The 22,180-nt window shown below is 62.4% G+C and carries 22 protein-coding genes and 1 tRNA gene; 10 read left to right on the forward strand and 13 right to left on the reverse strand.

Going from position 1 to position 22,180, the window contains the following annotated elements:
• Positions 1-57 precede the first annotated feature (57 nt).
• The 6 genes from LB520_RS25280 to LB520_RS25305 all read right to left on the reverse strand — a co-directional run bounded on the left by LB520_RS25280 (position 58) and on the right by LB520_RS25305 (position 5,880).
• Positions 58-588 carry an O-acetyl-ADP-ribose deacetylase gene (locus LB520_RS25280; protein ID WP_224639763.1) on the reverse strand — a complete coding sequence of 177 codons (531 nt, stop codon included), beginning with the start codon at positions 586-588 and terminating at the stop codon, positions 58-60.
• A 2-nt stretch (positions 589-590) separates the two neighbouring features.
• The gene (locus tag LB520_RS25285) at positions 591-2,198 is read right to left on the reverse strand and encodes a carboxyl transferase domain-containing protein (protein WP_224639764.1); all 1,608 of its coding nucleotides are present in this window, start codon (positions 2,196-2,198) and stop codon (positions 591-593) included.
• A gap of 1 nt (position 2,199) precedes the next feature.
• Positions 2,200-3,363, reverse strand: a complete 1,164-nt coding sequence (locus LB520_RS25290) for an isovaleryl-CoA dehydrogenase (protein ID WP_224639765.1) — start codon at positions 3,361-3,363, stop codon at positions 2,200-2,202.
• Positions 3,364-3,405: 42 nt separating this feature from the next.
• Positions 3,406-4,053, reverse strand: coding sequence for a TetR/AcrR family transcriptional regulator (locus LB520_RS25295; RefSeq protein ID WP_140842546.1), 648 nt, complete (start codon positions 4,051-4,053; stop codon positions 3,406-3,408).
• 219 nt (positions 4,054-4,272) lie between these two features.
• On the reverse strand, positions 4,273-4,554 hold the full coding sequence (locus LB520_RS25300) for an acylphosphatase (RefSeq protein ID WP_140842544.1): 282 nt from the start codon (positions 4,552-4,554) through the stop codon (positions 4,273-4,275).
• 213 nt (positions 4,555-4,767) lie between these two features.
• Entirely contained in the window at positions 4,768-5,880 is a 1,113-nt protein-coding gene (locus LB520_RS25305) for a pyridoxal phosphate-dependent aminotransferase (RefSeq protein WP_224639766.1), read from the reverse strand.
• A 231-nt stretch (positions 5,881-6,111) separates the two neighbouring features.
• Here LB520_RS25305 and LB520_RS25310 point away from each other — a divergent pair, with 231 nt between their 5' ends.
• Complete coding sequence (locus tag LB520_RS25310) at positions 6,112-7,788, forward strand: tetratricopeptide repeat-containing sulfotransferase family protein (protein ID WP_224639767.1); 1,677 nt, start codon at positions 6,112-6,114, stop codon at positions 7,786-7,788.
• Between the two features lie 193 nt (positions 7,789-7,981).
• Here the strand turns inward: LB520_RS25310 and LB520_RS25315 are convergent, their stop codons facing one another.
• A complete protein-coding gene (locus LB520_RS25315) occupies positions 7,982-9,175 on the reverse strand; it encodes a porin (protein WP_224639768.1) in 1,194 nt (397 codons plus the stop codon).
• Positions 9,176-9,510: 335 nt separating this feature from the next.
• Here LB520_RS25315 and LB520_RS25320 point away from each other — a divergent pair.
• The 3 genes from LB520_RS25320 (at position 9,511) to LB520_RS25330 (ending at position 12,496) form a co-directional block, all read left to right on the forward strand.
• A tRNA-Ser gene (locus tag LB520_RS25320) sits at positions 9,511-9,601 on the forward strand.
• Between the two features lie 390 nt (positions 9,602-9,991).
• Positions 9,992-11,182: a porin gene (locus LB520_RS25325; protein ID WP_224639769.1), complete on the forward strand. Its 1,191-nt coding sequence runs from the start codon at positions 9,992-9,994 to the stop codon at positions 11,180-11,182.
• A 240-nt stretch (positions 11,183-11,422) separates the two neighbouring features.
• Positions 11,423-12,496, forward strand: coding sequence for a tyrosine-type recombinase/integrase (locus LB520_RS25330; protein WP_224639770.1), 1,074 nt, complete (start codon positions 11,423-11,425; stop codon positions 12,494-12,496).
• 72 nt (positions 12,497-12,568) lie between these two features.
• Here the strand turns inward: LB520_RS25330 and LB520_RS25335 are convergent, their stop codons facing one another.
• The 3 genes from LB520_RS25335 to LB520_RS25345 form a co-directional block, all read right to left on the reverse strand.
• A complete protein-coding gene (locus tag LB520_RS25335) occupies positions 12,569-13,462 on the reverse strand; it encodes an alpha/beta fold hydrolase (RefSeq protein WP_224639771.1) in 894 nt (297 codons plus the stop codon).
• A gap of 224 nt (positions 13,463-13,686) precedes the next feature.
• Entirely contained in the window at positions 13,687-15,720 is a 2,034-nt protein-coding gene (locus LB520_RS25340) for a lytic transglycosylase domain-containing protein (RefSeq protein WP_224639772.1), read from the reverse strand.
• A gap of 92 nt (positions 15,721-15,812) precedes the next feature.
• Positions 15,813-16,103 carry a hypothetical protein gene (locus LB520_RS25345; RefSeq protein ID WP_224639773.1) on the reverse strand — a complete coding sequence of 97 codons (291 nt, stop codon included), beginning with the start codon at positions 16,101-16,103 and terminating at the stop codon, positions 15,813-15,815.
• An 83-nt stretch (positions 16,104-16,186) separates the two neighbouring features.
• Here LB520_RS25345 and dapA point away from each other — a divergent pair, with 83 nt between their 5' ends.
• From dapA to LB520_RS29425, 4 genes are all read left to right on the forward strand, one after another.
• Positions 16,187-17,068 carry a 4-hydroxy-tetrahydrodipicolinate synthase gene (dapA, locus tag LB520_RS25350; protein WP_224639774.1) on the forward strand — a complete coding sequence of 294 codons (882 nt, stop codon included), beginning with the start codon at positions 16,187-16,189 and terminating at the stop codon, positions 17,066-17,068.
• A gap of 246 nt (positions 17,069-17,314) precedes the next feature.
• The gene (gene smpB / locus LB520_RS25355; RefSeq protein ID WP_224633085.1) at positions 17,315-17,794 is read left to right on the forward strand and encodes an SsrA-binding protein SmpB; all 480 of its coding nucleotides are present in this window, start codon (positions 17,315-17,317) and stop codon (positions 17,792-17,794) included.
• A 92-nt stretch (positions 17,795-17,886) separates the two neighbouring features.
• Positions 17,887-18,387 carry a GH25 family lysozyme gene (locus LB520_RS25360; protein WP_411969948.1) on the forward strand — a complete coding sequence of 167 codons (501 nt, stop codon included), beginning with the start codon at positions 17,887-17,889 and terminating at the stop codon, positions 18,385-18,387.
• 68 nt (positions 18,388-18,455) lie between these two features.
• Positions 18,456-18,596, forward strand: coding sequence for a hypothetical protein (locus LB520_RS29425; RefSeq protein WP_411969949.1), 141 nt, complete (start codon positions 18,456-18,458; stop codon positions 18,594-18,596).
• 39 nt (positions 18,597-18,635) lie between these two features.
• On the opposite strand, the gene LB520_RS25365 is transcribed toward LB520_RS29425, so the two are convergent.
• Complete coding sequence (locus LB520_RS25365; protein ID WP_318012141.1) at positions 18,636-19,592, reverse strand: DMT family transporter; 957 nt, start codon at positions 19,590-19,592, stop codon at positions 18,636-18,638.
• Positions 19,593-19,709: 117 nt separating this feature from the next.
• On the opposite strand from LB520_RS25365, the gene LB520_RS25370 reads away from it, so the two are divergent.
• Positions 19,710-20,183, forward strand: a complete 474-nt coding sequence (locus LB520_RS25370) for an Lrp/AsnC ligand binding domain-containing protein (RefSeq protein ID WP_224525181.1) — start codon at positions 19,710-19,712, stop codon at positions 20,181-20,183.
• Positions 20,184-20,216: 33 nt separating this feature from the next.
• Here the strand turns inward: LB520_RS25370 and LB520_RS25375 are convergent, their stop codons facing one another.
• Complete coding sequence (locus LB520_RS25375) at positions 20,217-20,888, reverse strand: uracil-DNA glycosylase (RefSeq protein ID WP_411909024.1); 672 nt, start codon at positions 20,886-20,888, stop codon at positions 20,217-20,219.
• On the reverse strand, positions 20,885-21,466 hold the full coding sequence (locus LB520_RS25380) for an NYN domain-containing protein (RefSeq protein WP_095766928.1): 582 nt from the start codon (positions 21,464-21,466) through the stop codon (positions 20,885-20,887). The genes LB520_RS25375 and LB520_RS25380 overlap by 4 nt, the downstream gene beginning before the upstream one ends.
• A gap of 304 nt (positions 21,467-21,770) precedes the next feature.
• Between LB520_RS25380 and rpoZ the strand changes: the two genes are divergently transcribed.
• Positions 21,771-22,172, forward strand: coding sequence for a DNA-directed RNA polymerase subunit omega (rpoZ, locus tag LB520_RS25385; RefSeq protein WP_095766929.1), 402 nt, complete (start codon positions 21,771-21,773; stop codon positions 22,170-22,172).
• The last annotated feature ends 8 nt before the right edge of the window (positions 22,173-22,180 follow it).

Consider the following 22,180-nt stretch of genomic DNA (forward strand, 5'->3'; position numbering starts at 1 on the left):
GCCAGCCTCTCCAGCTGATCATCTGAATTTGCCTGTACTGAGCCTTTTGCTCCAAGATCAGCTCTCCCCAATGGCCGCAACGGCCTGCCGATATAGCTCCGCCGTCTGCTCGTCGAAGCAGCAGAAAGTAACCGTATCCGGCAGCGCATTTTGCCCCAGGAAGGCGCTTACGGCACCAACAGCGATCTCCGTCGCCTGGTCTTTCGGATAGCCGTAGATGCCGGTCGAGATCGCCGGGAAAGCGATGGTTCGACAATCATGGCCGAGCGCGATTTCGAGCGAGCGCCGATAGCAGGAGGCGAGCAGCTCGGCTTCGCCCTTGCCGCCGCCCTGCCAGACCGGACCGACCGTATGGATGACGTAGCGCGCCGGCAGCCGATAGCCCTTGGTCAGCTTGGCGTCGCCGGTCTTGCAGCCGTGAAGCGTGCGGCACTCGGCGAGCAGCTCCGGCCCAGCCGCGCGATGAATGGCGCCGTCGACGCCGCCGCCGCCCAGCAGCGAAGAATTGGCGGCATTGACGATCGCGTCGACCGCGAGCCTGGTTATGTCGCCGGTGTGGATACGGATCCTGTCGCCGAGAGCGCTCATCGTCACATCCTGAACACGCCGAATTTCGTCGCCTCTATTCCGGCATTGAGCGCCGCCGAAAGGCTCAGCGCCAGCACGTCGCGGGTCCTGGCTGGATCGATGATGCCGTCGTCCCAGAGCCGTGCAGACGAATAGAGCGGGTGACCCTCATGCTCGTATTTCATCAGGATCGGCTTCCTGAACTTCGCCTCCTCCTCGGCGCTCCACTCACCGCCCTTGCGCTCGATGCCCTCGCGCTTGACCATGGCAAGCACCGTCGCCGCCTGCTCGCCACCCATCACCGAAATGCGCGCGTTCGGCCACATCCACAGGAAGCGAGGCGAATAGGCGCGGCCGCACATGCCGTAATTGCCGGCGCCGAACGAGCCGCCGATGATCACCGTGAGCTTCGGCACCCTTGCGGTGGCGACCGCCATCACCAGCTTGGCGCCGTCCTTGGCGATGCCGCCGGCCTCGTATTTTCGGCCGACCATGAAGCCGGTGATGTTCTGCAGGAAGACGAGCGGAATGCCGCGCTGGCAACAGAGCTCGATGAAATGCGCCCCCTTCAGCGCGCTTTCGGAAAACAGCACGCCGTTGTTGCCGATGATGCCGACCGGCATACCGTGCAGATGGGCAAAACCAGTAACCAACGTGGCGCCATAGTTTTGCTTGAACTCGTCGAACTCCGAGCCATCAACGAGCCGGGCAATCACCTCGCGCACGTCATAAGGCTGGCGCAGGTCCGTCGGCACGATGCCGTAAAGTTCGCTCGGGTCATGAAGCGGCGGCACCGGTTTCTGCAGACTGAGCTTTAGAGCCTTGTTCCGATTCAGGTTCTTGATGATGCGCCGGCAAATGGCCAAGGCGTGTTCATCGTCCATCGCATAGTGGTCGGCGACCCCGGAGAGCCTGGTGTGGACATCGGCGCCGCCGAGCTCCTCGGCGCTGACATCTTCTCCGGTGGCGGCCTTCACCAGCGGCGGGCCGCCGAGGAAGATCGTCGCCTGGTCGCGCACCATGATCGTCTCGTCCGACATCGCCGGCACATAGGCGCCGCCCGCCGTGCAGGAACCCATGACGCAGGCGATCTGCGGGATGCCGGCGGCCGACATATTGGCTTGGTTATAAAAGATGCGGCCGAAATGCTCGCGGTCCGGGAAGACCTCGTCCTGGTTGGGCAGGTTGGCGCCGCCGCTGTCGACCAGATAGACGCAAGGCAAGTTGTTCTGCAGCGCGATCTCCTGCGCCCTGAGATGCTTCTTCACCGTCAGCGGATAATAGGTGCCGCCCTTCACCGTGGCGTCGTTTACGACGACCATGACTTCGGTGCCCTCGACGCGGCCGACGCCGGTGATGATGCCGGCCGAGGAAATGTCCTCGCCATACATCGACCATGCCGCGAACTGCCCGACCTCAAGGAAGGGGGAGCCGGTGTCGAGCAGTTGCGCCAGCCGCTCGCGCGGCAACAGCTTGCCGCGTGAGACGTGGCGTTCGCGGGCTTCGTCCGAGCCGCCGCGCTCGACGCTTGCCGCCTTCTCGGCGATGTCGGCGACCAGTGCCCGCATGCGCTCCGCATTGGCGCGAAAGGTGTCGGAGGAGGGGGAAATTTGAGTTTGCAGTGTGGCCACGTTAAACCCCCTCCGCCATGATCTCGCGTCCGATCAGCCAGCGGCGGATCTCGCTGGTGCCGGCGCCGATCTCGTAGAGCTTGGCGTCGCGCAGCAGCCGCCCCGTCGGATAGTCGTTGATGTAGCCGTTGCCGCCGAGCAGCTGGATAGCGTCGAGCGCCATCTGCGTCGCTTTCTCGGCGGCGAACAGCACACAGCCGGCGGCGTCTTTTCGCGAGGTCTCGCCGCGGTCGCAGGCGGCCGCAACCGCATAGACGTAGGCCCGCGCGGCGTTCATCGTCGAGTACATGTCGGCGAGCTTGCCCTGCACCAGCTGGAAGGTGCCGATCGGCTGGCCGAACTGCTTGCGCTCATGCACATAGGGCACAGCGACGTCGAGGCAGGCCGCCATCAGCCCGATCGGGCCCCCGGACAGCACCGCGCGCTCGTAGTCGAGCCCCGACATCAGCACCTCGACGCCGCGCCCTTCCTCATGCAGCACGTTCTCGAACGGCACCTCGACATCCTCGAACACGAGCTCGCCGGTATTGGAGCCGCGCATGCCGAGCTTGTCGAGTTTTTGCGCCACCGAAAAGCCGGCCATCGTCTTCTCGACGATGAAAGCCGTGATGCCGCGCGCATGGCGTTCCAAATCGGTCTTGGCATAGACCACCATCGTCCCGGCGTCCGGGCCGTTGGTGATCCACATTTTCGAGCCGTTGAGCACGTAGCGGTCGTTGCGCTTTTCGGCGCGCAGGCGAAGCGACACCACGTCCGAGCCGGCGCCTGGTTCCGACATCGCCAACGCGCCGACCGCCTCGCCCGAGCAAAGGGCAGGCAGGTACTTCTCCTTCTGCGCCGGCGTGGCCCAGCGGTTGATCTGGTTGACGCAGAGGTTCGAGTGCGCGCCGTAGGAAAGGCCGACCGAGGCGGACGCGCGCGAAATCTCCTCCATCGCCACGACATGCGCGAGGTAGCCCATGCCGCTGCCGCCGAAGTCCGGATCGGCGGTGATCCCGAGCAGGCCGAGCGCGCCGAGCTCGCCCCAAAGATGCGCGGGAAATTCGTTGCAACGGTCGATCTCGGCCGCGATCGGTGCGATCCTGTCCTGGGCGAAGCGCCTCACGGTATCGCGCAGCCCCTCGATGTCGCTATCAAGTCCGAAGTTCAGCGTATTCGTGTACATGCCGTTCCTCCCTGCCCCGGTCTTCGCGGAGATCGCGCCGTATCAGAGTGCCACGGCGTCCCTGGCGCGCCCCGAGGGACGCGCGCTGCCATGGCTGATTGTCGCGCCGACCAGGCGCATTGTCATCGAAAGATATGATGCCGTGACTTCGGCGATCGACAGCCGCTCGCCCGGCCGGAACCAGACGATGACGCCGGTCATCATCTGGATCAGCGCCATGGCAGTGAGCCCGGTGTCGTCGACCTGAAAGACGCCGGCCTCGGCGCCGTCGCGCAGGATCGTGCGCAGTTCCTTCTCATAGGCCGTGCGCATTTTGAGAATCTGCGTCAGCCTTTCATGCGAAAGGCTGCGCAATTCCATGTTGGAGACATGAGTGGCGTGACGCCGCCCGATGTGGAAAGCGATGTGGTTTTCGACATAGGCGGTGAGCCGGCCCACCGGATCGACGCTCGCCGGTCGCGTCGCTTCCCAAGTCTCGAGCAGGCCTTCCATATGCTCTCGCATCAAGGTGAAAAGCAGATCTTCCTTGGTCGGGAAGTAGCGATAGAGCGCTGCCGCCTGCACCCCGACCTCGGCCGCCAGCTGCCGCATCGACATCGCCTCGTAGCCGAGGCGCGCGATCAGGCTGACCGCCGCCTCGCGAACGGCCGCTTCGGTCTTTTCCCCGTCGGAACCTGCGGTGCGTGCCATGTTTGCCTCTGACGGCAATAATAAAACGAACGTTCAATTAATTCAAGCTTCCAAATTCCCCTCCAGGTACGGCTGTCGCATATGAGTTTATCGACGAAGTCCAACGCAACGCCGTCATCCTCGGGACAAGCCCGAGGATGACGCCAATCAAGGCATGCCGGCTATCCGAACTCCCAAAGCCATATGCGATTGCCCCTCTCTCAGGGGAAGCTACCTGGCCTACACGATGATCCTGAAATCCACCGGCGCCTCTTCGGCCGCTTCCTCGATCTCGACCTTCGAGACGAGCGCGCCCCGCGGCCCTTGCCACAGGCGTTCGATCATCGCCGTGACAGCGGCATCGGCGCCGGCGATCAGTGCGGTGACCGAGCCGTCACGCTCGTTGTGCACCCAACCCGTCAGCCCGAGACGCATTGCTTCTGCGCGTGCCCAGACGCGGTAACTCACACCTTGAACCGTACCGGAAACGCGCGCCCGAACGATTCTGTGCTCGCCTTGCATTGCCTGTGCTCCGCGTTGCGCTTGGCGGAATCTGGCACAGCAAAGGGCAAAGGCAACAGGGGCTTGGGGTAGGGTGTGTTGAGATTCAGGTCAGGCCAAGCCGAAAATGGCGGCTTTCGAGAACCGGAGCGGAGCGGACATTCGGGTCCGTGAGCACCGGAAGCGCAGAAAGCCAGCATTTGCAGGCTGGCATCACCTGAATATCAACACATCCTAGTTCCCTCGCGCCGACGCCAAGGCGCCCGGCAGCTCCTCGGCGAAGATGTCGAGCTCATGGTCGAGCCCGACGCTGACCCTGATGCAGCGGTCGAGCACCGGCACCATCGGCTTGCGGATGAACACGTCGCGCGACAGGAGGCCCTGCATCACCTTCAGCGCGAAGGCGCCGTCGCGGCCGCAGTCGATGGTGACGAAATTGGTTGCAGACAGCAACGGTTTCAGGCCGTTCTGCCTGGCAATGGCTGAAATACGCTCACGGCCTGCCGCAACGCGCGCCACCACCGAGCGCAGATAGTCCTGGTCGGCAAGCGCCTCGAGGCCGGCGACCTGCGCCATGCGGCTGACGCCGTAATGGTTGCGGATCTTCTCGAAATCGCGGATCACCTCTGCCTCCGCCACGGCGTAGCCGCAGCGTATGCCGGCCAGGCCGTAAGCCTTCGAGAAAGTGCGCATGCGGATGACGTTCGGCCGTGCGACATCGATCGCCGGCAGCGCCGAGGCCGGTCCCAGTTCGCCATAGGCCTCGTCGAGCACCAGCATGGTGGTTTCCGGCAGCGTTTCGATGAAGCGGACGACATCCGGCGCCTCCCACCAGCTTCCCATCGGATTGTCGGGGTTCGAAAGATAGACCAGCGGCGCCTTTTCGCTCGCGACCTTGGCGAGAAGGCCGTCCAGGTCTTCCTTGTCATTGGCATAGGGCACCGTCACCAAGCGGCCGCCGACGCCGGCGATATGGAAATTGAAAGTGGGATAGGCGCCGCGCGAGGTGACCACCGCATCGCCAGGGCCGACATACATGCGCGCCACCAGCCCGAGCAGGCCGTCAATGCCTTCGCCCACGACCACGTTTTCGATCGCCACGCCGTGATGCGCCGCGGCCGCCACCTTCAGCTCGTAATTGTCGGGATCGCAATACATCCACTGGTCGCGGGCAACGCTCCCCATACGCGCGATGACGCGCGGCGAAGGCCCGAAGCTGCTTTCATTGGCGCCGATGCGGGCCCGGAACGGCCGCCCGCGCTCGCGCTCCTGCGCCTCCGGGCCAACGAACGGCACCGTTGTGGGAAGCGCGCCGATGATTGGCGTGAGGGAAGGGCGACGAAGCATGGCACAGGCTCACGTGGAAATGGCGTTCTTGCTAGCGTGAGCGGGGGAAGGGTGCAAGTTGGATGGCAAGCTGAAATTGACTGGCTTGACCGGCAGCCGGCGTCAGCTCTTGCGAGGTTTCCCGCTTGCATGGGGCTGGTGGACGCAGCGGCAGGCGCTGCTGTTGGCCTCGAGTTCGATGCGGACGACGTATCGCTGGATTCTGCCTGCCGCTTTTGCTAGCGAGGCAGGATGAGCAACCGATTGCCGCCCGCTTGGGCAAAGCATCTCAAGACGCAGCCCTCGGCGAGAGCGGTATCGCCGAAAGCTGTAGCACCCAAAGCCCAGCCGAAGGCCGGCCCGCCCCGCAATCAGGCCGACGATATGCTGTTGAGGCAGGCGCTTGAGCTGCAAAAAGCCGAGCAATTGCCGGAGGCCGAGGAACTCTGCCTGAAGGTTCTGGCGCGTACACCAAACCACCCTTTGGCTTTCTACATCCTGGGAACCCTCGGCATCGGATACGATAACGAGAAGGCACTGCGATATTTTGCCCGTGCGGTCGCAGAGGACCCGCGAAATCCTTATTACCACCTTAGCCTCGGCGAAGCCTATTTGCAGCTCAGCGAATTTACGCCGGCAATCAGGCACATTCAGCAGGCCTTGGCGTTGAAGCCTGACCTTGTGGAAGCTCTTTGCGCCTTGGGCGATGCCTACAACTCATTTGACAAGGGAGAAATGGCGCTGCCGCTGTTTGAGAAGGCGCTCAAGATCGACCGGGATCATCCTCTGGCCCTGTTGGGGTTGCCCCGCGCGCTCGCAAGCCTCGGCCGTATGGACGAAGCCGCGGTTCATTTGAAAGAGGCGATAGAGCGGCGGATCGCGGTACCGGCTGCCTACAGTGCATTGGTGCAGACGCGTAAATTCACGGAAGAGCCGCCGGAGCTCGCGGCAATTCTAGCGGAGCTTCGAGACCCGGCCCATGGAGCGGAAGGAGCGGCAGCGCTCCATCACGCTGCAGGGAAGCTGCTTAACGACCTCCGTCGCTACAGGGAGGCGATGGATCACTTCAAGAAGGGAAATCAAGCCGGGGGCCATAAATTCGATCTGGAAAACTACCGTCGCTGGGTCGATGTCATGATCGAAACCTTCACACCGGAGCTGGTGGCTTCAATGGCCGCTCAAGGCAATCCCTCGGAGGTGCCTGTATTCGTTGTCGGCATGCCTCGCTCGGGTACGACGCTGACCGAGCAGATCTGTGCCAGCCATCCTGGTGTTCACGGTGCCGGCGAGCTCAGCAAGCTCAGCCGAATGGCCAATGGGATCGGTCTCAAAGGCAACTCCGACACAGACCTCGGCAAATCGATCGCGACGATTACCCCCGAACTGACCAAGACGCTAGCAGCAGAGCATCTTGCCTATCTGCGCGAGCGGGCTCCCGATTCGCTTCGAATCGTCGACAAGATGCCCCACAATTTCGAACTGATCGGTCTGATCGGCATCCTCTTTCCGAACGCGCACATCATTCATTGCCGGCGCGATGCCATCGACAATTGCGTCTCATGCTTTGTCCTGCAGTTCAATGAAGCGCACAGCTACAGCGCTGATCTTCGGACATTAGGACTTTACTACAGAGAGTATGACCGCCTGATGCGGCATTGGAACAAGGTTTTTCCGGGTCGCATATTCGAGAACCGTTACGAGACTTTGATTGAAAGCCAAGAGGCGCAGTCGCGACGCCTCATCGATTATCTCGGGCTGCCTTGGGACGATGCCTGCCTGCGCTTTTTTGACAAGGATCGCTCGGTAAATACTTACAGCCTTTGGCAGGTTCGCCAGCCGATTTACAAGTCATCCGTCAAGCGATGGAAGAACTACGAGAGCGAGATCCAGCCGCTGATCGACGCGTTGGGAGATCTAGCTGAGGTTTGATCAGTAGCAATTCGCGTCGAGCCATAGCGCTCTCTGCGCTGAGTGCTCAGTCTCCAAGGCTCCGATAGCGTGCAATTCCGGCGATCGCGCCGAATGCAGCGCTTTGTGCAAAACGGTGCCGGGGTGCTGGAAGGGAGAAAGAAAAACCCGGCGGTTGCCCGCCGGGTTATCGATTTCGATCAGGCAATGCCTGTTAGAACGAACGCTGGAAGCGGAGCAGGCCGCCGACGCTGTTCTTCTTGTCCGCACCGGTGAAGTTGACGGTCGAGGTGGGATCGGCCCTCCACTGGTCAAACTTGCCAAAGTGATCGTAGTCGACTTCGGCGGTGACCGTGAAGCCGGGAACGATGTCGTAGGCGACGTTCGCCGCCACGCCGTAGTTCTTGTCCTCGTCGCCCGACACCTGGAGGTTGAACGAGGTCTTCTCGTTGAACTTGTAGGTGCCGCCGGCCCAGAATGCCCAGTTGCCGCCCCAGATCTTGTAGAAGCCGCGACCACGGGCGTCGATGACGTTGGTCGGGTCGCTCAGATTGTTGTCGCTGCCGTAGCCGAACATACCGAACAGCGACAGTTCATTGGTGACATTCACGTCCAAGCGGACCTTGCCGGCGACTTCCTCGTAGTTGCTATCGTAGGCCACGACGCCGGTGATGGCGCCCCAGCCCTGCGTCCACTTCACGCCGCCGACGACGTGCGGAACATAGCTGTCGATGGTGCCGACAGTGCCTTCGCCTTCTTCGAGCGAGACCACGGCCGAGAAGCCGTTGCCGGCGTCGAAGTAGTACTGGACGACGTTGGTGTCGAAGTCGCCATAGGGAACCAGCGTATCCTGGATGACGTTGCCGGCATAGCCGATGAACGTGTCGAAGGCCGATTCGTCCTTACCGACGCGGAGACCACCGAGCTGGATCCAGGCGAAGTTTAGGGTGACGCCTTTGTTGCCCGCAGGATTGTCGGTGAAGCCGGTGATGGCGCCACCACCGGTGCGTGAAACGGAGGCGCCGCGATTGTTGTTGCCGAAGTTGAAGCGGGTCTCGGTGTAGGTCTTCAACGTGCCGAGCTCGGTCTCCTGGCCCGTCCACGTCTTCAGCGTGAAGCGGGTGTTCTTGTACCAGGTGCTGTGGATGTCGCCGTCCTGGTGGTCGACGTTCTTCGCGCCGTCGAACGAGCCGACGTCTCCGAGGCCGATGTCGTAACGGACATAGCCGCCGATGCGCAGGCAGGTTTCGGTGCCGGGGATGTAGAAGTAGCCCGAGCCGTAGACGTCGCAGATCTTGACGTATTCAGCCGGTTCCGGCTCGGCGACGGTCACCGCGTCGGCGGCGCGGGCACCGGAAACTGCGATCAGGGCCGCAGCTGAGCCGAGAAGAAGGCTCTTGATGTTCATTTTCTGACCTCCAGTCAGAATCGAACGGAGGCGACGCGAACCTTCGATCAAGATTATGGGCAATGCCTTGTTATTGCGCCCTTTTTCGTCCCCGCGCAGCGGCGCGAAGGGCGTCTGCCGGTGATTGCGTGTCCGGTTTCCGGTCTACGATGGCGCTCCAATGAAGGCGCCTCTGCGGGCTCGAAAAGGCGGCATAAGTCACGATTCGCCACGTCTGGGCCGATGCGATGCCGATGCTCCACCGCTTTCCGAGGTTGCCGGCCAGACGATTTTTCGGCGATTATGGCGCCGGCTTGTTGATTGTGCCCACGCTTTTCTTTATCCAGCGGCGCGACGGAGAGGTGGCCGAGTGGTCGAAGGCGCTCCCCTGCTAAGGGAGTAGAGGTCAAAAGCTTCTCGTGGGTTCGAATCCCATCCTCTCCGCCATACTCCCCTGCGCTGTGCGCGAAAGCCTCCCTTCGCAAGACGATTCTGCGGCAAGAACCGGACAGGGCGACTCGCCGGGGCGCCGCAATTCAGCCGGCCGATCGCCGGATTCGCCCGGATTCGATCGTCTCGCGGGCCTCGATGGTTAACGAGAGCTTTCAGAGTGAGGCCAAATCGTGTCATTTGTGCAACAACGTCCGGGTATAGCGTCCGGATGGGGCTTCTGCCGATACGATCGTGGTTGAACGCCGCCGCCGCCTGGGTAAAGGTCATGTTCGAAGGAGCGGCGCGGTGCGCATCTTTTTCGGTAGTGGGGATGGGGCAGGGAACGCTGTCCTTCAGCAAAAAATACCCAGACCCGTTTTTTAACTTTTGACTGGAGGTCAGAAAATGAACATCAAGAGCCTTCTTCTCGGCTCAGCTGCGGCCTTGATCGCAGTTTCCGGTGCCCGCGCCGCCGACGCGGTGACCGTCGCCGAGCCGGAACCGGCTGAATACGTCAAGATCTGCGACGTGTACGGCTCGGGCTACTTCTATATCCCCGGCACCGAGACCTGCCTGCGCATCGGCGGCTATGTCCGTTACGACATCGGCGTCGGCGACGTCGGTTCGTTCGACGGCGCGGAGTCCCGTGATGTGAGGGATGGCGATCCGCAGGACACTTTCTATAAGAAGGCGCGCTTCACGCTGAAGACCTGGACCGGCCAGGAAACCGAGCTCGGCACGTTGAAGACCTACACCGAGACCCGCTTCAACTTCCAGAACAACAACCGCTACGCTACCACCTATGGCAATCCCGCTGGCAACAGCGGTGCCTCGCTGAACTTCGCCTGGATCCAGCTCGGTGGCCTGCGCGTCGGTAAGGACGAATCGGCCTTCAACACGTTCATCGGCTACGCCGGCAACGTCATCCAGGATACGCTGGTTCCCTACGGTGACTTCGACACCAACGTCGTTCAGTACTATTTCGACGCTGGCAACGGCTTCTCGGCAGTGGTCTCGCTCGAAGAAGGTTCGGGCCGCGGCAGCGTTCCCCCTGGTAACTACGGCGTGGGCACGATCGACAGCTATGTTCCGCATGTCGTCGGCGGCGTGAAGTGGACTCAAGGGTGGGGCGCCATCACGGGCGTCATTGCCTATGACAGCAACTATGAAGAAGTTGCCGGCAAGGTCCGCTTGGACGTGAATGTCAATGACGCGCTCTCGCTGTTCATCATGGCCGGCTACGGCACCGATGACAATTACAGTGACCCGACGTATACGCTCCCGGCTGGTGGCCGCGGCTTCTACAAGCAGTGGGACGAAAACTGGGCAATCTGGGGCGGTGGCACCTACAAGTTCAACGAGAAGACCTCGTTCAACGCTCAGGTGTCGTATGACGAAGGTGAGAACCTCGGTATCGCCGCCAACATCGCCTACGACATCGTTCCCGGCTTCACGATTACGGCTGAAGTCGACTACGTCAATGCAGGCAAAATCGACGAAGCCGATACCCTTGGCACGAATCACAACTGGACCGGTATTGCTGCTGGCGACGACGACGCCATCGGCGGCATGCTCCGCTTCCAGCGCTCCTTCTAAGGGCCGGACTGCAACAACTGAAATCCGGCCCGGGCGTCAAATGCCCGGGCCGTTTTGTTTTCGCGATTGGTCGAAGCAAACGAAAGGATGGGGGTGAAACGGTAAGCTGATCGGGTCTGTGGAGCGACTTTGTGGGATCCGCCACTGGCGGATGGGGTCGGCTGCAAGATTCGAAAACTCTTGAAAGGACATCTCCGAACGGTTAGGGCTGAAAGCTTAACCACAGGGGGTGTGGCTAAAATGTCGAACGAAGCGATTCAAGAGGGGGAACCCTCTGGTCATTTTGCGGTATTTTCTTCTCAGAATTCGAAGTTTAGGTACACCTACGACAAGATCCGGGAAGTAAAATCGCACAAGATCGGGGAACTCTTTGCAGCATACCGGGATATACTCTGGGATGATGGGCGGCATAAATACAATGTCAGCTCGTTCATCGGTGAAATAGACGAGATCCTTCTCGGAGAACGTTTCAGCACCTTTGACCAGAACACCTTGGACAATCTTATCGGTACCTTGCGCCAGCGCGGGAACAGCAACGCAACCATCAATCGCAAGATGGCTGCACTCAGCAAGCTGCTGCGCAAGGCTCAGAAGATGGGAGATATCCACAGCCTGCCCGAGTTCCGCCGCCAGAAGGAGCGGGCGGGACGGATTCGTTTCCTCGAAAGGGACGAAGAGACAAGGCTGTTCGCTGCCATCAAGAGCCGCAGCGAGGATGCTTACAGACTTTCCGTTTTCCTGGTCGACACCGGCTGCCGTCTAGGCGAGGCGCTCGGCCTGATCTGGAACGACATCCAGGAGCACCGCGTCTCATTTTGGATCACGAAATCCGGCCGCAGCCGCACCATCCCGATGACCGAACGGGTCAAGGAGGTGATCAAGCTGCCGCCGACCACCGAGGGTCGCCGGCCGAAGGGTCCGTTCACCAAGCTCAGCCAGGCGCAGTACCGCGCCATCTGGAACGAAGCGAAAGCGGAAGTCGGTCTTGGCGCCGATGAACAGGTGGTACCGCATATCCTGCGCCACACCTGCGCTTCGCGCCTTGTCCAGGGCGGTATCGACATAAGGCGCGTGCAGATGTGGCTCGGCCACCAGACGCTGTCGATGACCATGCGTTACGCGCACCTCGCCACCAACGATCTCGATGGCTGCGTCGTCGTTCTCGAGAAGCCACGCGGCGACCAGGCGCCGAGCGCCGCGGAGAACTCCGTCTTTGCCTCCCCCTTGACCGCGCCATCACCTGGCAAAGCCGCTCGCAAGGAGAGCGGACTGGAGCCGGCAAAGGCGCGGCGCAAGAGCTCCAAAGGCAAGTAGGCACGCGCCGCGTGCCGGAGAATCTATATTTTATCGACAAGCCCGAGATTGAGTTAGTCTCGGGCTTTTACTTTATTTTGATTTGCGCTCTGCCCGATCGAGGAAATCCGCAATCTCCCGCGGCAGAGTGCCGGTTTCCAGAAAGGGCGCGTGTCCCTGACTTTCGACGGTGATCGTCTCCATGCCGGGATGACGCCTTCCCATCTCCTCGACGGTCGCAGCGGATAATAGCTTTGAATTGCCGCCGCGAATGACAAGCAGCGGCACAGCGGCGAGCGTGTCGAATTGCGGCCACAGATCCGGTAGCGGCTTGCTGAAGTCGGCGCCGGCCAGGGTGTCGACCAGGGCCGGATCGAAATCCGCCACCCAGCCGGTCGCCGTCTCGCGGCAGATTGCCCGGACCATCCGCGCCCAGTCGGCGTCGGTCAGCCCCGGGAAATCGGCGCCATGCACGCGCCGCTGGGTATCCACCGCCTCGGCGAGTGTCTTCGGCTTCGGCGCGCGGTCGAGATAGGAGCGGATATGGGCGAGGCCCGCCGCCTCGATCACCGGGCCGATATCGTTCAGCACGATGGCCTTCAGGACGGCCGGCTTCAATGCGCCGAGCACATGGATGATCAGGCCGCCGCGCGAGGTGCCGATGAAAGCAGCCTGCTCGATGCCGAGCGCCGACAGCCCCGCGAGCACGTCCCCGGCTTCGACGCCGACATTATAATGGCTGATATCGGGGTCGTGGTCGGATTGGCCGCGACCGCGATAGTCAAAGGCGAGGACTTTTCGCGGCCTTTCCGCCTTGCTTGAGAGGTGGAGTGCCAGTTCGTGGAAATCGCGGGCGTTACGGGTGAGTCCGGGCAGGCAGACGACCGGCCAGCTGCCGGCATTCGCTTCGCCGTAAATCTGGGCGTGGAGTTTCAGGCCGTCTGGCGCGGCGTAGAAGAAGTCGGAGAAACCTTCGCCGCTCGCCATCGGAACGCTGCTCCTCGTTGAGGTGACCGACAGCTACAGACGAGGGCAAGGGTCGTCAAACACTCTTCCTTCTCCCCTTGTGGGAGAAGGTGGATCGGCGCGTAGCGCCGAGACGGATGAGGGGTGTTCCAGGGAACGCCGTCGTCTCACTCCGCTGGAACACCCCTCATCCGGCCGCTTCGCGGCCACCTTCTCCCACAAGGGGAGAAGGAAGAGACGCCCCCTCAGCTTCGTCCGTTCACGAGATCCCCCACGATGTCGTATTTGCCTGAAATACGCATCTTGTAGACCTCGTAATTCTCCATCACACGCTGCACGTAACTCCTTGTTTCCGTGAAGGGAATCCGCTCGATCCAGTCGACGACGGCGTCCACGTCCTTGCCGCGCGGGTCGCCGTATTTCGCCACCCATTGGGCGGCGCGGTTCGGGCCGGCATTGTAGCCGGCGAAGGTCAGCACATAGGAGCCGCCGAAACGGTCGAGCTGCTCGCCGAGGAAGGCCGAGCCCAGCGTCGCGTTATAGCCGGCATCGCTCGTCAGCCGCGCCTGCGAGAAATTCATGCCGGCCTTTTTTGCCAACTGCTTGGCGGTGCCCGGCATCAACTGCAGCAGGCCGCGCGCGCCGGCGCTGGAAACGGCGCCGATATTGAACTCGCTTTCCTGGCGGGCGATGGCATAGGCGAGCGCCTTGCCGGATCCGGAAACGTTGGCCGAATCGGGAATGACGCCCAGCGGATGCGAAAGCGCGCCGACATCGATGCCGCGCTGGGCGGCGATCTTGCCGACCTTCAGCGCCATGAAATGGTTGCCCTGCTTTTCGGCCAGCACGGCTAGCAGCGCCAGCTCGCCCGGGCTGGTCAGCTGGCCGGCAAGGTCGCGGTAGAGCGTCTCGGCGTAGCGGTCATAGCCCGCTTCCTGCAGCCGCTTGATCGCGCTCACCGCTTCGCGGCCGTCGAAACTCTGGCGGTCGGCCGCGCTCGGCTTCGGATAGGCGATGTTGAGGGTCCTCAAGCCCACGCGCTCGCCGGCGAGCTGGCCATAGAAGGTCGTGCCGTAGCTGGCCGCGCGCGTGAAATAATCCTTGGCGCTGCCCGGACCGCCGACTTCCGCCGCCCGGCCGAGCCAGTAATAGGCGCGCGACAGCGACACCGGTCCCTGGGCGAGCTCGGTGATGCGCTTGAAGTGAGTGGCCGCGGTCGCCGGATCGTTGAGGCCGCGCAGCGCGTACCAGCCGGCGTGGAATTCGGCCTCGGCGGCATTTGCCGGGCTTTCGGCCGCATGCATGGAGACAATCTTGTAGGCGGTCTTCATGTCGCCCCGGTCGACCAGCTCGCGCGAGAGCACGCGGCGTTCGACCCACCAGGCATCGGGGTCGACCAGCGAATCGCGGTTCGTCGGCGCTTTCATCACGGCAGCAGCGGCTTCGGCGAATTTCTGCTGCTTTCGTAGATATTCCGCCTCGGCAAAGAAATAGCCGGCGGAGCGCAGCACTGCGGGCACTGCCTTCAACAGCTTGGCGGCGTTCTTGTCGCCCTTGTCGACCGCCGCCCAGGCATCCGCCAGCGGCTGTGCGCCGGCGAGGCCGGCGACCCGCAGCGCCGACGACGGCCGGTCGGCATAGAACATGCGCTCCATGCGGTAGCGATGGTCGGCCGCCGGGATCAGCGTGCCGAACTCCTTGATGACGGCTGCCTCATCCTTCGCTTCCAGTTTTTCCGTGCGCCAAAAGGGTACCAGCACCGACCGCGCCGCGGCCTGGTTGCCAAGCGCCACTTGCGAGCGGGCGAGGATGACGACGCCCTCCGGCGTCAGCGGCTGGCTGCGGCCGAAGGCCTGCACGACCACCTGCGGCGGCGGGTTTTCGCGATAGAGCGCACGCTCGCTATTCTTGCGCAGCGCGATCGTGCCCGGCCATCCAGGCAGCATCTTGGCCGCGTCGGCAATCTCGCCGCTCGGCACCTGGTCGCCGCCGTAAAGCGCGATCGCCCAGGCGAGGATATGCCTGTCGAGCGAGGTGGCGGGCAGCGTGTCGCGCGCATTGCGCGCGCCGACGATGTTGTTGGCGGCAAGCGCATCGAGCCCGCTCTTCAGTTGCGCTATATCGGGGGCAATCGGCGTCTGGCCCGGCGCCTGCGGCGCATCTGGCGCCGGAATCGAGGCCGTCGCGCGCGCGTCGACGCTGCCACCGATCGCCATGGTAGGCGTCAGCGCGACGATCGCGCCCAACAGCGCGAAAAGATGGGGCCGCCTCGTCGGCATTTTATGATCCTAGCACATCGCCAGCAGGCGCGGGCATTGAGAACCCGATGCGAAGCCTAGACTTAGGTCGTGAAGGGCTCGTAAACAAAAGGTTATCGAGGCCGTTCGAATGGCGCTTGCTGGTGTCCCGATTCTGAAATTCGCATGACCTTGATATCGGGCGCGGCGCGAATTTCAGAATCGCAGGACACCAGCAAACTGTCGAATCCAGTGTCGTTTTGGTTTTCGATGTTCGCCGCGAGCCTGATATCAACGTCTAGCGAACATCGAAAACCACGACACTTGGCATTACGCCGATGCTTGCCGCTGAACCATGTCGAGACTATGGTGCGCGGCTTCGCTTTCGGGTAGAAGGCGCGCAACTGACCGATCTGATGAAACATCGATGCATGTCGCCCAGAAGCGGAAACCGGTTTTGGGAAGACGACATGCATAAACCGACAAAGTTCCAAGGAGTTTGGACGACATGCTGAGAGGCTCGCTGACTGCGCTCGTGACACCGTTCGAAAAGAGCGGGCGCTTCGACGAGAAAGCCTTTCGCTCGTTTGTCGAATGGCAGATCGCCGAGGGCACCAAGGGTCTCGTTCCCGTCGGCACCACCGGCGAGTCGCCGACGCTGTCGCATGAGGAGCACCGCCATGTCGTCAAGGTCGCCATCGAGGTAGCCAAGGGCAGGGTGCCGGTGGTGGCCGGCGCGGGCTCCAACAACACCGAGGAAGCGGTCGGCCTGGTGAAGTATGCCGAACAGGCCGGCGCCGATGCCGCCCTTGTGGTCACGCCTTACTACAACAAGCCGACGCAGCGCGGCCTCTATGAGCATTTCGCGGCCGTCGCCAGGGCGACCAAGTTGCCGATCATCATCTACAACATCCCGCCGCGTTCGGTGATCGACATGACGCCGGAGACGATGGGCAGGCTGCGCCACGACTTCAAGAACATTGCCGGCGTCAAGGACGCGACCGGCAAGGTCGAGCGCGTCTCCGAGCAGCGCATGACCTGCGGCAAGGATTTCATCCAGCTTTCCGGCGAGGATGCCTCCGCGCTCGGCTTCAACGCTCATGGCGGCGTCGGCTGTATTTCGGTCACCTCGAATGTCGCGCCGCGCCTTTGCTCCGAGTTCCAGGAAGCGACGCTTTCCGGCGACAGCGCCAAGGCGCTCGAGCTGCAGGACCGGCTTCTGCCGTTGCACAGGGCGATCTTCATCGAGCCTGGCGTATCCGGCGCCAAATACGCGCTGTCGAAGCTGGGCAAGGTCGAGAACGTGGTCCGTTCGCCGCTGGTGACGGTGGAGTCCTCGACCGCCGAGAAGCTCGACGCGGCGCTCAAGCACGCCGGCTTGATTAATTAGCGAGCCCGTTTGGAAACTCTACTCCTGCGGCCATCTGAAGGCGCCACCTGCGCTTCCGGTGGTGACCTACTATATGTACGCTCCGCTCCGGTTCCGCGCATGGCCCCGAAAGCATCCGCTTTCGGAAAGGACCATGCGCAAAGTCGGGCTGCAGAGCGTCCTTTGCGCGTTTAGAAAACGCGCGGCGCTCTGTTGACACCTTCACCTGACTCGCAGGAGCGAGTTTCGAAACGGACTCTGGACGTCATGAATCAAGTCAAGAAAGCCGATCCCAACAACAAGACCGTTGCGGAAAACCGCAAGGCGCGCTTTTCCTACGAGGTGCTCGACACGATCGAGGCCGGCTTGGTGCTGACCGGCACCGAGGTCAAGTCGCTGCGCCAAGGCCAGGCCAACATCCAGGAAAGCTACGCCTCGGCTGAGGGCGGCGAGATCTGGCTGATCAATTCCTATCTGCCGGAATATCTGCAGGCCAACCGCTTCAACCACGAGCCGCGCCGCCGTCGTAAGTTGCTGGTCTCCAAGCGCGAGATGGCAAAGCTCTCGCAAAGCGTCGAGCGTGAAGGCATGACGCTGGTGCCGCTGAAAATCTATTTCAACGACCGCGGCCGCGCCAAGCTGCTGCTCGCCGTTGCGCGAGGCAAGAAGCTGCACGACAAGCGCGAGACCGAGAAACAGCGCGACTGGTCGCGCGAGAAGGGCCGGCTGCTGAAGGAGCGCGGCTGAGCCTCCAGGGCTGGCAGCGCCGGCCGCCTGAAAAAAGCCACCGGCCGGTTCTCCGGTCAGGCGCGCACGAGCCTTTGCGGCAGGGGATGGTCTTGGGGAAGCGGATTGTTTTCTGGGGCCTTGCCGTCGCGGTTGTCGCCAGTGCCGTCGTGGCGGGCGCCTTCTTCTGGTTCCGCGGCTTTTCCCCGGATCGCGAGGAGTTTCCGATCCGGGGCATCGACGTCTCGCATCATCAGGGAAAGATCGACTGGCCCCGCGTCGCCGCCGACGATGTCGCCTTCGCCATCATCAAGGCGACCGAAGGCGGCACCCATGTCGATACCCTGTTCGCGACCAATCTGCGCGAGGCGCGGGCGGCCGGCCTGGCGGTCGGCGCCTATCACTTCTTCACCTTCTGCCGCCCTGGCGCCGACCAGGCGAAGAACTTCATCTCGGTGGTGCCGCGCGGCGAGCCGCTTCTGCCGCCGGTGGTCGACATCGAGTTCGGCGGCAATTGCCCGCAGCGCCCGTCGCCCGAGCAACTGAACACCGAGCTTGCCGCATTCCTCGGTCCGGTCGAGACGGCATTCGGCAAGCAGGCGATTTCTATCTGACCGACGAGGCGGCAGACGCCTATTCCGGCAGCATTCTTAACCGCCGGCGCTGGTTGCGTTCGCTGGCGATGAGGCCGCGCGAGAACGACTGGATCTACTGGCAGTATCACAATATGGGTCGCGTCGACGGCATCGAAGGCGATGTCGATCTCAATGTCCTGAAGGGCGGCCGCGAGACGCTGGCGAAGTTGTTTGCGCCGACGCCTTGAATTGCCGGTCCTTGAATCGCTTGCCGTACCGCCGAAGGCTTACGATCCTCCCGGCGCCGGTGCATTAAGGCGTTTATTGGCAATCCGCCCTCCGATCGCTGACAAGCCCATCCCGGCGGCCATGATGGCAATGGCTGCGACCTGGATCGTCATCGGCGTTTCGCCGAGTACCGCCATGCCGACAGCCACGGTGGCGATGGGTATGCCGGGCAGAAACAGCGATGCCGTCTGCGGCCCCAACTGCCCGACGACATAAGTATAGAGGAACATGGCTGCCGCGCCGGCCAGAATCCCCTGGATCACGATCTGGCTGATGATTTCCGTGGCGGCCGCGGCATGGATATGGCTTGGTGCGACGAAGTAGAGAACCGGCAGCGGCAGGCAGGACAGGAGCACTACCGCGGCCGTGGCCGTGACGGGATCGGCACGCCAGCGCCTGACAAGAACGGCATAGGCCGAAAACATCAGGCCCGATCCGATGAAAAGCATATCGCCGAAGAGAACGCCGCCGGTGCCGTCGCGCGCCGGCGCGATGAACAGCGACAGGCCGGCGACAATCGCGAGGACACCGATGGTCCGTTGCCGCGAAGCGCCGTCATTGAAGACGATGCGTGACAGCAGGAACGAAAAGAAGACGATCGACGCTGGACAAAGCGCGGCCGCATGGACGGCAGGGGCATAGGTCAGGCCCCAATTGATAATCAGCGGATAAGGCAATCCGGCCAGCGCCGCCAATGCCAGGGCCCGGCGCCAACCGAGCGCCCTCATGCTTACAAAGCCGCCGTGCCAGACGATCGGCAGAAAGACCACCCCCGCGCCGCCAAAGCGCAAGGCGGCCAGATCCGTCGCCGTCAGATGCTCCCTGAGGCTGAAGCGGGCGGCGACGAATTGGATGGCGTAGATGCCGATCATAATGAGACCCGCGATGATCGCCAGCCTGGAGTTTCCTGAGTCTCGCGCGTCCGCCATGTTCCGCCGCCGTCGTGACATCGCCATCGAAGATCATCTCCGCACAAAGCGATGAAAGCGCAGGCTATTGCCAAAAAGCCCGCGGCAAAATACGCTCTTTTCTCGAAATTCGAGCGAAACTCGCAGATTGGAGGCAGATCTAGCGTGAATGCTGAAGCAAGCGACCTCGACGGCGTCGACCGCAATCTCCTGCGATTGCTGCAAGAAGATGGGCGTCGCACCACACTTGATCTGGCGGCGCGTGTCGGCCTCTCGCCGACCGGCACCAGCCTACGGGTGAAGCGGCTGTTTCGGGAAGGCTACATCACCGCGGTCAGGGCCGTGCTCAATCCGGCAAAGATCGGACGCGGTACGCTCGTCTTCATCGAGGTGCGTCTCGATCACACGGCGCCGCATATTTTCGAGCGCTTCGCCGAGGCGGTGACCAAGGCGCCCGAGGTTCTCGAGTGCCACATGGTGGTCGGCGGCTTCGACTATCTGGTAAAGGCGCGCATCTCGGAAATGGCCGCCTATCAGGATTTCCTGACGCGGGTCATTCTCGCACTGCCGGGAGTGAAGGAGACGCACACTTATACCTCCATCGGCGACGTGAAGCCGGATGCGCTGCTGCCGGTATGAGTGGGTCTCAGACCGACAGGAAGCCGCCTGAATCTAGCTCTTCAGGAACGCCGCAATCTCCTTGAACACGCTGACGAACATCTCCTGCGTCAGCACGCCCGTATTGGTGTTGTAGCGTGAGCAGTGGTAGCTGGAAAACAGCGCGATGCCGCCAGCTTGCTGCCTCCCGCCATGGCGGAACGGAAAGGCCGCGACGCGCTCGCCCAGCGCCCGCACCGTCGACTGATGCGCGATCGCACCCAGCGTCAGGATAGCGCGCAGGTTGGGAAAGCGCGCGATGGTCGGCTTGAGAAAGGTCCGGCAGGTGGCGATCTCGGCGCCCACCGGCTTGTTCTCCGGCGGCACGCAGCGCACCGCATTGGTTATGGCCGTGCCGACGAGTTGCAAGCCGTCATCCGGCCTTGCCTTGAACTCGCCACGCGCAAAACCGTGGGCGATCAGCGTGCCATAGAGCAGGTCGCCGGCATAGTCGCCGGTGAAGGGGCGCCCCGTGCGGTTGGCGCCGCGCAGGCCGGGCGCCAGCCCGACGATCAGGAGCCGGACTGAATCTTCACCCTCCGGCGGCAGGAAGGTCGGCACTGGCGCGTTGAACCAGCCGGGCTCACGCTCGCGCCAGGCGGCGATGAAATCATGCAGCCGCGGGCAAAGCGGGCAGTCACGGCTGGGTTCGGGGGAGGGCACGGCGGTCAAGGCCGCCGCCGTCAATAATCTTCCTCGTCGACTTCGGCGGGTTCCGGCCGGCGCGCCGGCCGCTCGGACGGATCGCGGCCGACCTCGCTCTTCAGCGTCATCAGGTCGATGAAATGATCGGCCTGGCGGCGCAGATCGTCGGAGATCATCGGCGGCTGCGAGGCCATGGTCGAGATGATCGACACCTTGCGGCCGCGCCGCTGCAGCGCTTCGACCAGCGTGCGGAAGTCGCCGTCGCCGGAGAAGATGACATAATGGTCGACGACATCGGCGAGCTCTAGCGCATCGACGGTCAACTCGATGTCCATATTGCCCTTGATCTTGCGGCGGCCGGTCGAGTCGGTGAATTCCTTGGCGGGCTTCGTCACCACCTTGAAGCCGTTATAATCCAGCCAGTCGATCAGCGGCCGGATCGACGAATATTCCTGATCCTCGACCAGCGCGGTGTAATAATAGGCGCGCAGCAGGTAGCCGCGCTTCTGGAAGCTCGACAGGAGCTTGCGGTAGTCGATGTCGAAGCCCAGCGCGCGGGACGTGGCATAGAGATTGGCGCCGTCGATGAAAAGAGCGATCTTTTCACGGGGATCGAACATTGAAAAACATTCCTTTCGAAAATTTTTGTCGTCTAAAAGCGCTTGACGAATAGGTCCGGCAAATGGACCTTTGTACCGTCACCTCCGAGATAACGCGCAATTTGTGGATATCCAAGGGCATGGCCCTGTGTTGCAAGCAATTGTGATCGCCACTATGTGGGTAGCTTCACGGCGTGGCGCGATGATGAGCCGGGCAACGGCCCGCCAAGCCGGCGCTGGCGCCATAAAGCTTGTATTTCGGCCGCGCCCGCGTTATGGAGCGCGCCAGCTTTCCATCAAATCCATCGCATGAAAGGGGCAGTCCATGGCCCGCGTAACCGTTGAAGATTGCATCGACAAGGTCGACAACCGTTTTGAACTCGTGCTGCTCGCCGGCCATCGCGCCCGCCAGATCAGCCAGGGCGCGCAGATCACCGTTCCGCGCGACAATGACAAGAACCCGGTCATCGCACTGCGCGAGATCGCAGACGAGACGTTGTCTCCCGACGACCTCAAGGAAGACCTGATCCACTCGCTGCAGAAGCATGTCGAGGTCGACGAGCCGGAAGCCGAGGGCGAGGCGATCGCCGACCAGACCGGCGCGACCGCCGTTGCCGCCGACGCCGACGACGCCGAGGAGAACGTCACTTTCGACCGCATGAGCGAGGAAGACTTGCTCGCCGGCATCGAAGGTCTGGTGCCGCCGGAAAAGAGCGACGACTACTAAGTGCTTTT

The sequence above is a fragment of the Mesorhizobium sp. CA12 genome, from assembly GCF_020165255.1.
Lineage (GTDB): Bacteria > Pseudomonadota > Alphaproteobacteria > Rhizobiales > Rhizobiaceae > Mesorhizobium.